We start from the raw sequence: 14,054 nt of genomic DNA on the forward strand, positions 1-14,054 counted from the left end.
CAACACATAGATGCTAATTAGCGCATCGTGTTTGACGTTTTATCTTTCACTCTAAAAGTGATACTTAATATTCAACACAGATCAGTAATACTCCTTGTAGCCCGGGTTACAATCCGCTTCGTTTCCTTGGAGTCCGAAGAATTTAACCACTTCTCGCTAAGCTGTATCACCCAGTCTGGATTACTTTTACTCGCATCGTTCAACCAATTACTTACAGAATCCTGAACGTATTTTGCCGGATCTGACTTAAGTGGTTCTAGTAGCGGAAGTGCTATTGCCGGGTTTTCTTTGAGCGCAGTAATATGCTTCGCCCATACCCCATGCGGCCGCGTCAACTCGATGGCATATCTCCTTATATTCGTATCTTGATCATGAACCCAGCTCTCTAAGAACTTAATGGATTCATCCAATTCTGCAATGACCGATTCCCTTAAAGCCATCCATGAAATCTCACGCACCCCAAAATGATCATCCGCTGCAAAAGGACGGATATCCGTTAGCTTTTGCGATAGACTTAAAGATTGATTTAGACCAATCATATAGGCAGCCCAACAGCGGACACTATCAGAACGATGCTGAGCTAAAGCTGTGAATACTCGAAATTGTTCTACCTCTGTTTTGCTCTCCAATACCTGTTGCCACTCACGCGCAATGGCGGGTATGAGCTTCATTATTTTCTTTTCCGATAAATCGCTCAGCCTTTGTAAAATAGGTTTGGATTCCTGTCCAAAGCTTAGCTCGTTCAGCACATTTCCCAGCAGCAAAAGATGATCCACAGCAAGCCATTCCGTTAGATTCACAGTCTGTAATTGTCCTTTATTCAGTAGTTCTACAACCTCAGCAGGAATATCACTTACTTTTCGAGCGCCCTTCCTATGTTCCATAGAAATCTTCCCTTCACCTATCATTTTAAAGGCTTGGATAACCTTCTTCTTTTCTCTAGGATACGGGTATTTCTAACTATAAAGATGTAATCTCATTTACAACTCATGGTTTTTATAAATTTCTTTCCAAGACCTTATCACGATGGATATGTATAGATCTGAATCCTGTCTGAATCACCTCAGCCTTCACCAATTCTTGTAATGCTACCGTAACCGCTTCTCTGCTCGCACCAATCAAATTAGCGATTTCTTGATGTGACAGTGGAACATTGATTCTGTAATAATTATCCTCTTTCTTAACCCCTAACTGATCAGATAGCTTTAAAAGAACGCACAATATTTTATCATGCAGATTTCCGATAGCTAGATTTTGCGATAACTGACTCATACTTTTTATTCGATCGCTCAATACTTGCATTAAGGACATCAAGAATCGAGGGCGGTGAGCTATAAATTCTTCAAATCTTGCAGGATCAATAGTACAGATATGACATTCTTCCATTGCTTCAATGTAATGAGCTTTGGTTCCAAACGAAATCATATCCATTTCACCAAAAACATTACCCTCACTCAGAATATCCGACGTAAACTGCTTTCCATGCGCATTCAAGCGGTATAAGCGAACCTTTCCCTTTTTCACAAAAAATAATCCTTCAGAGAAGGTTGTCGGTGTTTGGATATATGTATTTTTCGGGACTACTGTTATTCGAGTTAACTCTTCCATTTCCATTAGATCTTCCAGCGCCAACGATTGAAGCAAATTGAATTGAGATAAATAATGAGTAGTCTCCATTGCCCCTCCTAATTCGTAAAACGTTATTCATTACTTTAGTATACATTACAAAAAAGCCACGTCCTAAGGACGCAGCTTATACGTTAACGATTACTTGCTTCCCAGCGCGCTACTTCTTCACGAACACGAGGGGCTACTTCCGTTCCCAGCAGTCTAATCGCCTGCATAACATCCTTATGAGGCATTGTACCGTGGGGCATATGTAAGAAGAATCGGGTAATTCCCACATGCTTGCGTAGATGAATGATTTTGTTAGCAACGGTTTCTGGATCGCCTACATACAGAGCGCCATCAAAGCTGCAAGCTGCATCATAATCGGAACGATGGTATGGCGGTGTACCTTTTTCCTTCGCCCGCACATTGGTCCGAGCATGCGTTGAAGGGAAAAACTTCTCCAGGGCTAACTCGTTAGTCTCTGCAATAAACCCGTGTGAGTGTGAGGCAATAGGCAGGCTTGAAATATCATAACCGGCCTCAGCCGCTGCTTTTTTGTAGAGCTGCACATGCTTCGCATAATCAAGCGGCTGAACATTTCCAATGATCGCCAAAACAAAAGGCAAACCTAATGCCCCTGTGCGGATCGCAGACTCTGGACTTCCTGCACTCCCAATCCAAATCGGTAACGGATCTTGAACCGGACGCGGGTAAATACCCAGATTGTTTATGGCCGCTCGATGTTTGCCACTCCAGCTTACTTTTTCTGACTTTTGGATGGCTAATAACAATTCCAGCTTCTCATTAAAGAGTTCTTCATAATCTTTCAGATCATAGCCGAATAATGGAAAAGATTCCGTAAACGAACCACGGCCGATCATAATTTCTGCACGTCCGTTTGATATTCCGTCCAGCGTTGCAAAGTCTTGAAATACACGAACGGGATCTGCTGAGGACAAGATCATTACGGCACTGGTCAGCCGAATCTTAGAAGTCAACGATGCCGCCGCAGCTAACACCACCGCAGGGGATGAAGCCGCATAATCATGACGATGATGCTCACCCACTCCGTATACATCTAGTCCCACCTCTTCGGCAAGTACAATTTCCTCCACTACTTCACGTAATCGCTCTGCATGACTAATTGTCTCACCCGTTTGGACATCAGGGGTTGTCTCGACAAATGTGCTAATTCCAAGTTCCACTTTTCATTTCCTCCTAATGTTCTGCGCGACTGCATTATTCTCTAGATGTAATTGGTTAATTATTCATAATTACATTTAATCAAGAAACCAATTATAATAGGATTCCCCGATAATTCCAACTATTTCAGTTCCCGTCGATCATTGATCGAACTGAGGAGCCCTTATTTCTATGATTCTGATCATTTGCTAGATTATCGGAATCAGATACAGCTATTTGCTCAAAACAGCATCCAATAAGCAGCAAACGAAAAAGCGCAATTGTACTTTTTAAAACTATTTAACTTTTTTAATAAGAATTGAAGGTGTGTAACTATTACGATGTAATAGCCATTTACCAAGAGAATATTAAAAGACCACTATCACCTAAAAAAAGGAATGTTAGTGGTCCATTTATAGCTAATTTATGTTCCCAATGCTTGAGCTAATGGGCTTATCCAGCGGTTTCGGAGGTTTTCTCTGATTGATTCCAATCCCGATTCGTCCGAATACAAAGGCTCCGCCTGGTATGCGATTCGCGAGATTCATGATGATCGCAGAGCCTACCACACACCCGATAAATTGCAGCAGAACACTGAAGAGTCCAAGGTTTTGCAACCCGAATGAAGATGGAATTTTGACAAACAAAGCCAACAGTAACGGGTGAAGCAAGTATATGCCGAAGGAGTATCTACTGCTCCACTCTAGCACGCGCGGCACTTTTTTTAATGAAGAAGCTACTGTGAAGAGTAATAGAATCATGCTCATAGCGAAAAGTAACATATCGATTCTCTTAGAACTATGCGCCGTAATCCAGCCTTTTCCGTTCACGAACAGTACTAGCGCCCCTGTTAGAACCGGAAGCATGTAGACAACTAATCGGAACTGTTTTAATTTTTCCCGGAACCAACTCTCATGTCGCCCCAAGTAGTACGCTACAGTAAAGTAGAAAATCCAGCCCGGAGAGAATATCCAATACATTTTATCCCAGAAATAATGAGCGGCTACTGTATCCACGGGTTTGGTGAAGTTGAAAAAACCTAAATACACTACGTTTATAACGAATGAGGCAATCAGTATAGAGCGTGGAGTGAATTTTTTGGCATGCTTTTGAAATAAGAGGAACAATGCATAAAACTGAAAAATAATGAGGATAAAGTAGCCATGAAAATCGCCAAGTAACAAATGACGCCAGAGGAAATACCAAAAAGCCTGAAGAAGCGGAATCCCTTCACTACTCGCCATATCCAACCCTTTTAAACCTGCGTACAAAGCCCCGAAAAAAAAGTAGGGAAGCATTATATACTTGATTCGTTTCTCCCAAAATCTCGCGGGAATTCCATCTGGGTAAGCAAAAGACAATACAAATTGAGAGATAAATACGAATACTGGCGTGCCAAACGTAAGCAGTAGACCCACCGACTCCACCCAAGGTGTATTTCCATCATCATAGACGCGATATAAAGCATGCAGCAGCGCTATACTCAGGCAGGCTATACTACGCAGAACAAACATTTCCGAATTCAATTTTCGTTCCATGGGGCTGACCCCTTTCGCTATTTGCGTTTAATGGTCCACAGCACTGCCTACAGTCAATCGGGCTGCAATCGTCTTCTCCAATCCTTGGTGAAGGTCATGGTTAGGAGACCAAGACATCAACTCATTAGCTTTCCTATTGTTTAAGTAGCTGTGAAGAATATCTCCCGGCCGAGCCTGTTCATGAATTGTTTGGGAATCTCGACCTGTAATACCGCCTATCATCTCAACAATTGAATTAATTGAGGTAGCCACCCCACAGCTAATATTCATGATATGATTATCCACTTTGTCATCTGTACGAGCTGCATCTACAAACGCCTGTGCGACATCCTCAACATAGACAAAATCCCTGGTCTGTTCTCCATCCCCATAGACCACAAGCTCCTTGCCTTGCTTCATGCGATCCAGAAAAATCGAAACGACACCCGCTTCACCATGTGAGCTTTGCCGAGGTCCATATACGTTGGCAAGACGAAGAATGGTGTACTTCAGCCCGTGCATGCTGGCAAACATACGAATATAGGACTCAGGAACGCTTTTGGATACCCCATAACAAGATTCAGGATTTAGGGGATGTTTCTCGTCAATGCTCAAATATTCAGGATTACCATATACGGCGGCCGATGAGGCGTACACGATCTTGTTAACCTGATGAGCCTCACACATCCGCAGGACATTTAGTGTGCCAACAATATTCACATTCGCATCAAACAATGGATTCCGCTGTGATTCTCTTACGTCGATCTGTGCAGCCAGATGAATGACCACATCCGGTTTCTCTCGGATAAAGACCTCACTGAGTGTCTCATCCCGAATATCGTACGGATATAGAAGAGCGGAAGGATTTCTATAGATTGAGCCGGAAGCGCCCGATAAATTATCTACAATTACAGTTTCAATCCCTTCTCTTATAAGCTGATCGACAACATGTGACCCAATAAAACCAAGTCCCCCAGTTACTAACACCTTCAAATAAAAAACTCCTTTCGCCCTTTAAGAGTGCTCTTTGTACCGTGCATCTGTAGAAAAGTTCACATAAAATACTTAAGAAGAAACGATGTTGCCATCCTTTATGGACAACAACCGTTACTCGTAGAAATATAGGGACGATATATAACCTGAAACTTAGCCTTATATTTCAAATCAAATAATAAAGGAGTGAAGTATATGGCAACTGCACCTATTCCAGATAATTCTGTAACAACGTCCGTTATTGTGGACGGCGCGGTCACTTCTATTAAATTAGACCCTGAAACTAACGGTTACGTGAATGTTCGATCCTATGGAGCTACAGGGAATGGTACTAAAGATGACACCGTCTCGATTCAGAATGCAATCAATGCCGGAAATGCCAAACGCAAGGTTGTTATTTTCCCGCCTGGTGTATATAAAGTATCTTCAGGTCGCATGCGTAATCCTTCCAGCCTTGAATGGTGGTGTCTTCGCATTCCAACCGGAACTAGCCTAAGCTTTGAATCAGGGTCTAAGCTGTTATTGGCTTCGAACCCACCATCAGATACTAGAGTACTTGTCATCTTAAATGCTTCTAATATCACGATAACGGGCGCTCTCGAAATTGATGGAAGTGCTTCGACTGTGAAATCAAACGTCAACGATCAGCTTCACGGCTTGTTCATTTCTTCTTCGCAAAATATATCCATCGAATCGGTGTACTCCCATGATTGCTACGGTGATAATATTTTTATTGGAGGTACGGAAGAAATTCCATCCGTTAATGTGCAGATCGGGTATGCGCGCTGTGAAACGGCTGGGCGTAAGAACTTCGTCATCCATTTTGTAGATCAACTTCATGTCAACAGAGCCGTCTTAAACAACAGTCGTGGTGGAGCGCCTAGCTTCACTGGAGCTAACTCTTTAGATTTGGAACCCGATGAGTTCAAAGGAACACGCAGCTTTTATCAACGCTTCGACTCCTTGACTACCACTGGTTTCGGTAATGATCTGTCGGCAGGACTTACAGATGAAATCGCTAGACTTTGGACGCTCGACATCGGTTCACTTGATATGCGTGTTGCTGGATCCGTAAGTCCAGCATTACTGTCTTATGGACTGACTATGAAAGTAAGTCATTTGTCTATTCGTTCCACAGATCATAAAGCCAGTTACGGTTTGCAGACGATATATTCGCAACTTATTGACATCGCTAGCGCAAAGTTCGATGGCATCGGCGGCCCTGCCATTTATGCTGCGTTTAATGCTGCTGGAGGTAAACCAAGATTGCATATCGGATCGTTAGGAGTATACGGCTCAGGCTCCACCTTAGCTAGCGGAGTCCGAATCGACGGAGGAGATCTTTATGTGGGGACAATGGATGTACAGGATCTAGTAGGGAGTACTTTATTCTTGTTCGCTACGCAATCAGACACGATGGTTACTGTTGACAATATGATCGTTCGTAACAGCGGGACTAATCAGGTAGTACTAGTCTCTTCTTATGGCTCATCTAAACCATTCTTGCATTTGAACAATGTAGCGGTGTTTGATACCCGTTCAGTAAAGGTAAAACGCATTCTAGAATTTGAAACGTTGGTTGCCATGCAAGGTACTTCCCTTGGCACCATGTATAATCCGTATGCTTTAACGGAATGGTTCTCTACCTACGGCAACTTTAAAAGGGCCGTCCGACTCGTTGGTGGAACATTACTTCCTGCAGTATTCATCGTGGAAGATTCGCCCGAGGGAACTATAACCGCTCCGATTGGCAGTCTGGCTATGCGAACAGATGGTGTAGCTAAAGCCACTTTTTATGTGAAAGAAAGCGGAAACGGTGCTAACGGTTGGGTTGCCAAGTAATCTTTCAGCGGTTCTGTATGCATGACTCTATCGCATCCATTACACGTGCTAGATCATCATCCGATAAGGAGCTTCCAGAGGGTAGACATACACCTTTTGTGAACAATTGATCAGATACACTATGACCCTCCATGTATGGATAATAGAAGGCGTTCTCGAACAGAGGTTGCAAATGTAGTGGTTTCCATACAGGTCTAGCTTCAATATTGTTAAAATCCAGGCACTTTAAGAGTTGATTAGCGGAGAATCCAGCAATCTCATCATCAATTGTTAGCGCACTTAACCAGCGTGTACTTCGACAATTAGGCGCTTCCGGCATAAAATGAAGACCAGGAATGGATCCCAGTCGCTCTGAGTACACTCGGGAAATATGTCTACGTCGCTTGACTCTTTCCTCTAGTAGCTCCAGTTGCCCCCGGCCTATAGCTGCCAACAGGTTACTGAGACGGTAGTTATAACCCATTTCGGAATGCTGATAATGTGGTGCAGTATCACGTGCTTGCGTAGACCAAAAACGGGCTTGTTCTAATGCATCGGTATCATCCGACACAAGCATACCTCCACCTGAGGTTGTAATAATTTTATTTCCGTTGAAAGAATAGATTCCGAAGCGCCCCCAAGTCCCACTTGCCTTTCCGTGATAAAAAGCACCTAGTGATTCAGCAGCATCCTCTATCAAAGTTATACCGTAACGATTCGCGATTTCTACAATGGGCTCCATGTCTGCGCTCTGCCCGTACAAATTGACAACAACGGCTGCTTTAGGGAGTAGCCCTCTGTCATTTAAATCCTGGCAGGCCCGCTGAAAGGCTAGTGGACACATATTCCATGTCTCTGGTTCTGAGTCTACAAATACAGGTGTAGCCCCCAAATATAGAATAGGATTGGCACTAGCTACGAACGTGAGCGTCGAACAAATCACGTAATCTCCTTGAGAAACGCCGGCTAGACGTAGTGCAAGATGAATTGCCGCGGTTCCAGAGCTTAACGCAAGTGCACCCTTTGAACCTGTATAGTCGGCCATCTCCCGCTCGAAAGCATCGACTTGTGGTCCAATGGGAGCGATCCAGCCAGAGTGAATCGCATCCTCCAAATAAGCCTGTTCACGTCCACTTACATGGGGTGGAGATAACAAGATTCGTGGTAGAATGCTTGGTTGAATAATACTCATGCCTTGCTCCTTTCTCCATTTGGATGCTTTAATCCAGATGGATTACATATCTTATTGACTTACTTCAGAGCGTGGTCCATGATATTTTGATTCAAAAAAAAGGGATGCCGGTAGAGTGGAAAGTAATTCCCCGCAATCTCAGTGTCACAGAGCGATATTATACGTTCATACACCTCAGGGAAAAATATTCGCTTACCTAAGTAATAGTCCAGTGGCTCTAGTTGAGTAGCGAATCTTAGTTTGAAGTGAAACAGTTCGTCATTACCCTTATATCCGCCACCGAGATGGAATTTTTCGTATCCATTCTCCATTCCCCACACGGCTGCTGAATGGATAAGAAATTTGGTGGGTGACCACTGCAGATAAGCACGATCCCAACCACATAAGTGATAGTGCATCCATGGTCGATCAAGGAGAACAATACTGGCCGCTACAGCCTTCTCCCCATCCATCGCCTCGAACAGCGCTACCCGTCCGTCTAGCAAAAGGCTTGTATCTTCTATAAATTTTTGAGGAAAATAATAAAAGGGATCTGCTTGTAAATCATGTAACGTACCGTAATATAATTCGGTGAAAGGCTCGATTCGATCCTTAAGATCCGACTTTCGAATAGTGAATGGCGCTGACTTTAACTTACGAATATTTCTTCTATGATTGCTGCCATAGTTCTGAATTAGCGCTGACTCTGAGCCAACTGTCAAATCCATATAAACTGTATTCCGATTCAACTCCGTAGTAAGCCCGTCTTGGAATTCGGTGGCATTGCCTATGAAAGGATGAAATCTTACAAACTCGGTCATTATCCTTTTCTCTCTGCAGTAATCTGTGAACGTCTCACTGAATTGTCTGTACAGCTCCGTTCGTTCCGCACCAACAGGCACATTAGATATCGGTCCCCCGTAGCCATAAGGTGTGCTAATGTCGTACCATTCTCCTTCAAGTCCCAGTTGAATGACTGCGGGAAGATGGCTTATGGAGCGAAGTAAGTAAGGATAAATGATGAGCTTCTCACCCTGCTTAAAAACAAACAACTCTGCCTGTTGATGATCATCATCCTCGAACAGCCGAAAAAAATCTGCTGCGAAATAGATATCCTTCTTATCCATCTGATTCAAATAAGTATCCCATTCTTCAGAATGCGAGCTATTAAGCACAATGAAATTACTCATACGTCGCCTCCTAAAAGTTATGTTAACGTATGCTTCCTTGAGGTACTTCGACAAAACTTACTTCGGAAGCATTCGCCGCTAATCCAATACCTTGATCATACGTATACTTTCAGTGCTTAAGCTTAGCGCCGGGTCTCTCTCACGTAAGAAAGCATCGGATGAAAGCAATAACAGCTTTCTCCCCCGGTCTAGATCGAATAACACATCGGTTAGTGGATACCCAACGTCCCACTCCCCACTCTGCAGTTGGATGCGGAAATACTGCTCGCCGAGCCGACCCACAACTGAAGTCTTCTGCTTTGTTCTAATTCTAAAAGAAGAAAATCCATACTTTAGATGATGTGCCTCTGCCATCGGGTAATCATCAATAATGTAAGCCACTTCTTCATAATCTATATCCGCTCCAGCAGCAATAACATCTGCACTAGTCGCGGATGAACGATCCAAATCCCTCACATACCAATAAGTACGTCCTTCTTCTGCAAAGCCAAGACGAAGATACCAAGCATGAGCCTGTTCATTCCATGAGAACACATCCAATACCAACTTCTTAATGTCGTCCCTCTTGGCTAATTTCTCTCCGTAGGCCATCAGCATTCCGCCAATGCCATCCTTGCGATACGTCGCATCCACGTTTAGATTATTCAGAACCAACATTTGTTCCATTCTTCGCCATTCCGCGAATCCAATGAGCACTTCTCCAATATAGGCTCCAATCAACAATGTGGCTGAATGGCCTCCACACTTACAAGCCGCCTGTAGATATGCTGGATAACCAGCACAAGCAAATATCGTTTGATTGTAAACATGCTCCGGTAAGTTGCTCTTCAAGAGCCGGCATGCATGATGTATATCGTCTTCATGCAGCGGTCTAAACTGCACACTCATGCCTGGCCCTCCTTTTTATTCAGCCTATACTCATCCAGAGGAAGGCTATGCCGACCTGGATTGGCTACAACATCATCTTGGCGAATCACCTTCAAGACGGTCTTACATAATATCAGCGCATCAAGTCTGAAACTTAAATTCTCGACATAGGTGACATCATACGAGAGTCGGTCTTTCCATGACGAAGTATTGCGTCCTGACACCTGTGCTAATCCCGTAATTCCTGGTCTTACTGAGAAACGCAGCCTCTCCTGTTCGGAGTAGTACGGGCTGTAACGCATGAGCAAGGGTCTTGGACCAATCAGGCTCATTTCTCCCTTCACAACGTTCACCAATTGCGGCAGCTCATCCAGACTTAACTTCCGGATGATTCCGCCAAACTTGATATATCGTCGCTCATCCGATAACGGCTGCCCCTGTGTGTCATACAGTTCAGCCATGGTCCGAAATTTGTAGATGAAGAAAGGTTTCTCTCCCCTTCCTGGTCGCTGCTGCTTGAACAAGATTGGGCTTCCAAGCTTGATTCGAATCAACAACGCTACCACAGCCATAACTGGACTAAATACACATAACATCACGATCGCTCCCACAAGATCGAAGCCTCGTTTCATATGGCGATACATGTTAGTACTCCTCCCGCCTTTCTCTTAATCCGTAAAAAGACGTTCCTTAAGTGAGTTCACCTGTTTTAAATCAGCACTCCAGTAGTACACCTTAGTTCCGACTAGCGGATCAACACCAGAACTGTTATTTCCTGGAATCTGTTCGTATTGAAAGTCCTCGGAAGCGATCCCCTTGAATAACCAAGCTAAGCTGAGCAAATCACTGTCACTGAAGCTTGTATCGATAATGTCCTTCTTTTCATGGAGTAATAATCCCGCCAAATCCGGAAGATGCTCAGGGCTCAAGAGCTTATTCGCCACAGCTCTAACGATATTGAATTGCTCCTCTTGACGACTAAAGTCACCGTTCGGAGTAGAATACCGTGCCCTTGCAAGGTAGAGTGCATGCACACCATCCAGATGCTGTTCGCCTTTTTTGATGGTAATCTCAGGGGTTATACTCACGTCCTGATTGATTACCATATCGATCCCACCGATCGAATCGATGAAATCACGAACACCGGAGAAGTTCGTCTTAATGTAATGATGAATGGGGATATTCATAAAGTCGCTCACCGCTTGAATAAGCGTCAGCGTTCCTTGCTCATTCCCACCTTTGGACTCCCCAACAATATGAGCATGATTAATTTTGGTATATCCAACATTTTGTACATAAACCTTTGTATCACGCGGTACAGAGACGATGTTCACCTTACGCTGTTCTGGTATCACATGCACAACCATGATCGTGTCAGCACGCGAGATTTCCCCACCCCAGGTGTCTGTTCCAATGAGTACAACATTAAAGGATGAAGTTTTTTTATCGGATGCAGATGGCGATGCTGTTGATTCAGTCGATGGAAGTACCGCGCCATCCGAATTTACTGGGCCATTCGAAGTCCCATCCGACTGCGTTTTCCCCACAGGTACCACAGAAACTTTAGAGCCAGGTATCGTCAATGGATTAAGGACTGCCTTTTGAAAGCGCTTCTCAGGGTTTAACACCCCTCTAATCCAGATCCCACCAACGATAATCACAATCAGAAAACCAATCAGGGCGAATCCTCCAATTCGCCTCATGACTATTTGCTTTCTTGTGAAACTCCTGTCACTCTTCCCCTGCAAACGCAATGTCTTTTTCCATTTACCCATAAACGGCTTCATCATTTAGATCCCCGCATGGACTTCGGATTTAATCCGTTCAAGCTCATGAGTAGCCAGCTGTGGTTCTTCCTGAAAGCCCGAATAGCTCGGAATAAGCTGCTTTAATAATTTCTTAATCTGATAACTGCTTGGTACAAATTCATACCGTTTGCACAAATTCTCCAGAACTCCAAGGACCAAATTCAGTTCGGATCTGGATACACTTTGAGGACGACTGATCATGATGCGATAGTTATTCGTAACCATCAATCCTTCCTCTTCCGTCAGGAGTTCCTCAAATAATTTTTCTCCAGGACGAATGCCCGTGACCACAATAGGGATATCTTTATCGGGTTCTAAACCCGACAGGCGTATTAAATCTCTCGCTAGATCGTATATCCGAACCGGCTTACCCATATCAAGCACGAACACCTCGCCACCTTGTGCCAGTACGCTCGCCTGGATAACCAATTGCACTGCTTCAGGGATCGTCATGAAATACCGCACCATATCCATATGGGTAACCGTAACCGGGCCGCCGCTCTCGATCTGTCTTTTGAATAACGGAATAACACTTCCCCGACTACCGAGTACATTACCGAAACGGACAGCGGCAAAAACCGTCTTGCTGGATGAATTCTGATCATTAATTATCATTTCTGCCGCTCGCTTCGTAGCTCCCATGACACTTGTTGGATTAACCGCTTTGTCCGAAGAGATCAGAATGAACCGCTTAGCACCATATTTGGCACTCGCTTCCGCCACATTCCTTGTTCCGATAACGTTGTTCTTTACCGCCTCCACCGGATTCATCTCCATAAGGGGAACATGTTTATGCGCGGCGGCGTGATACACGATCGTAGGTCGAAAATTCTGAAAAACACTATCGATCCGCGACACATCCTGAATATCAGCTATGATGGGTTGAATCTTCTGATCGGGATATAGCTGGCGTAGCTCTTGTTCAATCAGGTAAATGCTGTTCTCACCATGACCAAGCAGCAACATTTCCTTCGGACGATATGCAGCTAGCTGACGACACAGTTCTGAGCCAATGGAGCCTCCTGCACCCGTGATGAGGATACACTCACTCCCTAAATTCTCGCGAATCTCCTCAGTGTTAATCTCAACAGGTGTCCTACCCAACAAATCATTTACGGACACTTCGCGGATTCGATTGACTGCCATTTTCCCGTCCAAAATTTCAGTCATACTAGGCATTAGCTTAATCTGCGCTTTTGTTGATTTACAGATCTCGATGATCTCCATTAAGTCGTTATGTGGCGCTGTCGGAAGGGCAATAATAATGAATGCAATATCTAGCTGTTTCACGGCTTCGGGAATGAATTTTCGGTTACCCACAATGGGTAGCCCCATAACTTCCAGCTTTTGTTTGGATGTATCATCATCAATGAAGGCGACCGGATGCATAAATTTGAACCTTGAATGCTTGATATCTTTTGTAACGAGGATTCCTGCCTTACCAGCCCCTACGATTAGAAGATTTCCTTCGAAGGTATCCTTCGCACCCGTTGTCTCAAACCCATCATTTAGAAGACGTTTAATCATTCGTAACCCAACAATGCCGAGGAATACATAACCCGCTGCAAAATAAATGGAAATCGGCAGTCGATAGGAAGGAACCACTGCATGCATGGATAAGTTGACAACAATCACACCAACGAGTGTTAATGCACTCACTTTTAGCAGCTGTAGTAACTCTCTCATTCCCGTGTATCGCCAGATATTGTTATACACTTTGAATCCAAATGAGAAGGCCGCATACACCGCAATGTGAATCAATATTGCCCACGGAAGCATCCACACGTACATCTCAGGGATTTGAAAATCAAACCGAAGTAAAAACACAAGCCACACTGAAGCCGTAATAATCCCCGCATCCAACATGACCAAACGGACGATCCGCATTCTCATC

Annotated in this window: 12 protein-coding genes; 1 reads left to right on the forward strand and 11 read right to left on the reverse strand. The window is 44.1% G+C overall.

All coding sequences use genetic code 11. The features are described 5' to 3' along the window. Positions 1-71: 71 nt before the first annotated feature. From UQ64_RS14610 to UQ64_RS14630, 5 genes are all read right to left on the reverse strand, one after another. On the reverse strand, positions 72-884 hold the full coding sequence (locus UQ64_RS14610) for a DNA alkylation repair protein (RefSeq protein WP_060624275.1): 813 nt from the start codon (positions 882-884) through the stop codon (positions 72-74). A gap of 112 nt (positions 885-996) precedes the next feature. Beyond that, positions 997-1,677 carry a Crp/Fnr family transcriptional regulator gene (locus tag UQ64_RS14615; protein ID WP_060624195.1) on the reverse strand — a complete coding sequence of 227 codons (681 nt, stop codon included), beginning with the start codon at positions 1,675-1,677 and terminating at the stop codon, positions 997-999. Between the two features lie 83 nt (positions 1,678-1,760). Further along, entirely contained in the window at positions 1,761-2,816 is a 1,056-nt protein-coding gene (locus tag UQ64_RS14620) for an LLM class flavin-dependent oxidoreductase (RefSeq protein WP_060624196.1), read from the reverse strand. Between the two features lie 396 nt (positions 2,817-3,212). Beyond that, positions 3,213-4,331, reverse strand: a complete 1,119-nt coding sequence (locus tag UQ64_RS14625; protein ID WP_060624197.1) for an acyltransferase family protein — start codon at positions 4,329-4,331, stop codon at positions 3,213-3,215. A 27-nt stretch (positions 4,332-4,358) separates the two neighbouring features. Continuing rightward, a complete protein-coding gene (locus UQ64_RS14630) occupies positions 4,359-5,297 on the reverse strand; it encodes an NAD-dependent epimerase/dehydratase family protein (protein WP_245237993.1) in 939 nt (312 codons plus the stop codon). Positions 5,298-5,498: 201 nt separating this feature from the next. Between UQ64_RS14630 and UQ64_RS14635 the strand changes: the two genes are divergently transcribed. Next, entirely contained in the window at positions 5,499-7,145 is a 1,647-nt protein-coding gene (locus UQ64_RS14635) for a glycosyl hydrolase family 28-related protein (protein ID WP_060624199.1), read from the forward strand. Positions 7,146-7,149: 4 nt separating this feature from the next. Here the strand turns inward: UQ64_RS14635 and UQ64_RS14640 are convergent, their stop codons facing one another. The 6 genes from UQ64_RS14640 to UQ64_RS14665 form a co-directional block, all read right to left on the reverse strand. Beyond that, a complete protein-coding gene (locus UQ64_RS14640; protein WP_060624200.1) occupies positions 7,150-8,316 on the reverse strand; it encodes an aminotransferase class I/II-fold pyridoxal phosphate-dependent enzyme in 1,167 nt (388 codons plus the stop codon). 59 nt (positions 8,317-8,375) lie between these two features. Then, complete coding sequence (locus UQ64_RS14645) at positions 8,376-9,485, reverse strand: GNAT family N-acetyltransferase (RefSeq protein ID WP_060624201.1); 1,110 nt, start codon at positions 9,483-9,485, stop codon at positions 8,376-8,378. Positions 9,486-9,563: 78 nt separating this feature from the next. Further along, positions 9,564-10,373, reverse strand: coding sequence for a GNAT family N-acetyltransferase (locus tag UQ64_RS14650; protein WP_060624202.1), 810 nt, complete (start codon positions 10,371-10,373; stop codon positions 9,564-9,566). Further along, positions 10,370-10,996 (reverse strand): sugar transferase, encoded by a 627-nt coding sequence (locus UQ64_RS14655; protein ID WP_156417560.1) that lies wholly within the window; start codon positions 10,994-10,996, stop codon positions 10,370-10,372. Before UQ64_RS14655 ends, UQ64_RS14650 begins: the two co-directional genes overlap by 4 nt. Positions 10,997-11,020: 24 nt before the next feature. Beyond that, on the reverse strand, positions 11,021-12,055 hold the full coding sequence (locus UQ64_RS14660) for an LCP family protein (protein ID WP_167348485.1): 1,035 nt from the start codon (positions 12,053-12,055) through the stop codon (positions 11,021-11,023). An 87-nt stretch (positions 12,056-12,142) separates the two neighbouring features. Beyond that, positions 12,143-14,053: a polysaccharide biosynthesis protein gene (locus UQ64_RS14665; protein ID WP_060624204.1), complete on the reverse strand. Its 1,911-nt coding sequence runs from the start codon at positions 14,051-14,053 to the stop codon at positions 12,143-12,145. Between the last annotated feature and the right edge of the window lies 1 nt (position 14,054).

Origin of the sequence: Paenibacillus etheri (genome assembly GCF_001012825.1) — a bacterium.
Classification (GTDB): Bacteria; Bacillota; Bacilli; order Paenibacillales; family Paenibacillaceae; genus Paenibacillus_AQ; species Paenibacillus_AQ etheri.

What these genes read in the sequence shown, in the direction of transcription:
- UQ64_RS14655 (WP_156417560.1), bottom strand. Translation starts at nt 10,996, where the DNA reads ATGTATCGCCATATGAAACGAGGCTTCGATCTTGTGGGAGCGATCGTG.
- UQ64_RS14640 (WP_060624200.1), bottom strand. Translation starts at nt 8,316, where the DNA reads ATGAGTATTATTCAACCAAGCATTCTACCACGAATCTTGTTATCTCCA.
- UQ64_RS14610 (WP_060624275.1), bottom strand. Translation starts at nt 884, where the DNA reads ATGGAACATAGGAAGGGCGCTCGAAAAGTAAGTGATATTCCTGCTGAG.
- UQ64_RS14665 (WP_060624204.1), bottom strand. Translation starts at nt 14,053, where the DNA reads ATGAGAATGCGGATCGTCCGTTTGGTCATGTTGGATGCGGGGATTATT.
- UQ64_RS14625 (WP_060624197.1), bottom strand. Translation starts at nt 4,331, where the DNA reads ATGGAACGAAAATTGAATTCGGAAATGTTTGTTCTGCGTAGTATAGCC.
- UQ64_RS14645 (WP_060624201.1), bottom strand. Translation starts at nt 9,485, where the DNA reads ATGAGTAATTTCATTGTGCTTAATAGCTCGCATTCTGAAGAATGGGAT.
- UQ64_RS14650 (WP_060624202.1), bottom strand. Translation starts at nt 10,373, where the DNA reads ATGAGTGTGCAGTTTAGACCGCTGCATGAAGACGATATACATCATGCA.
- UQ64_RS14635 (WP_060624199.1), top strand. Translation starts at nt 5,499, where the DNA reads ATGGCAACTGCACCTATTCCAGATAATTCTGTAACAACGTCCGTTATT.
- UQ64_RS14660 (WP_167348485.1), bottom strand. Translation starts at nt 12,055, where the DNA reads ATGAGGCGAATTGGAGGATTCGCCCTGATTGGTTTTCTGATTGTGATT.
- UQ64_RS14615 (WP_060624195.1), bottom strand. Translation starts at nt 1,677, where the DNA reads ATGGAGACTACTCATTATTTATCTCAATTCAATTTGCTTCAATCGTTG.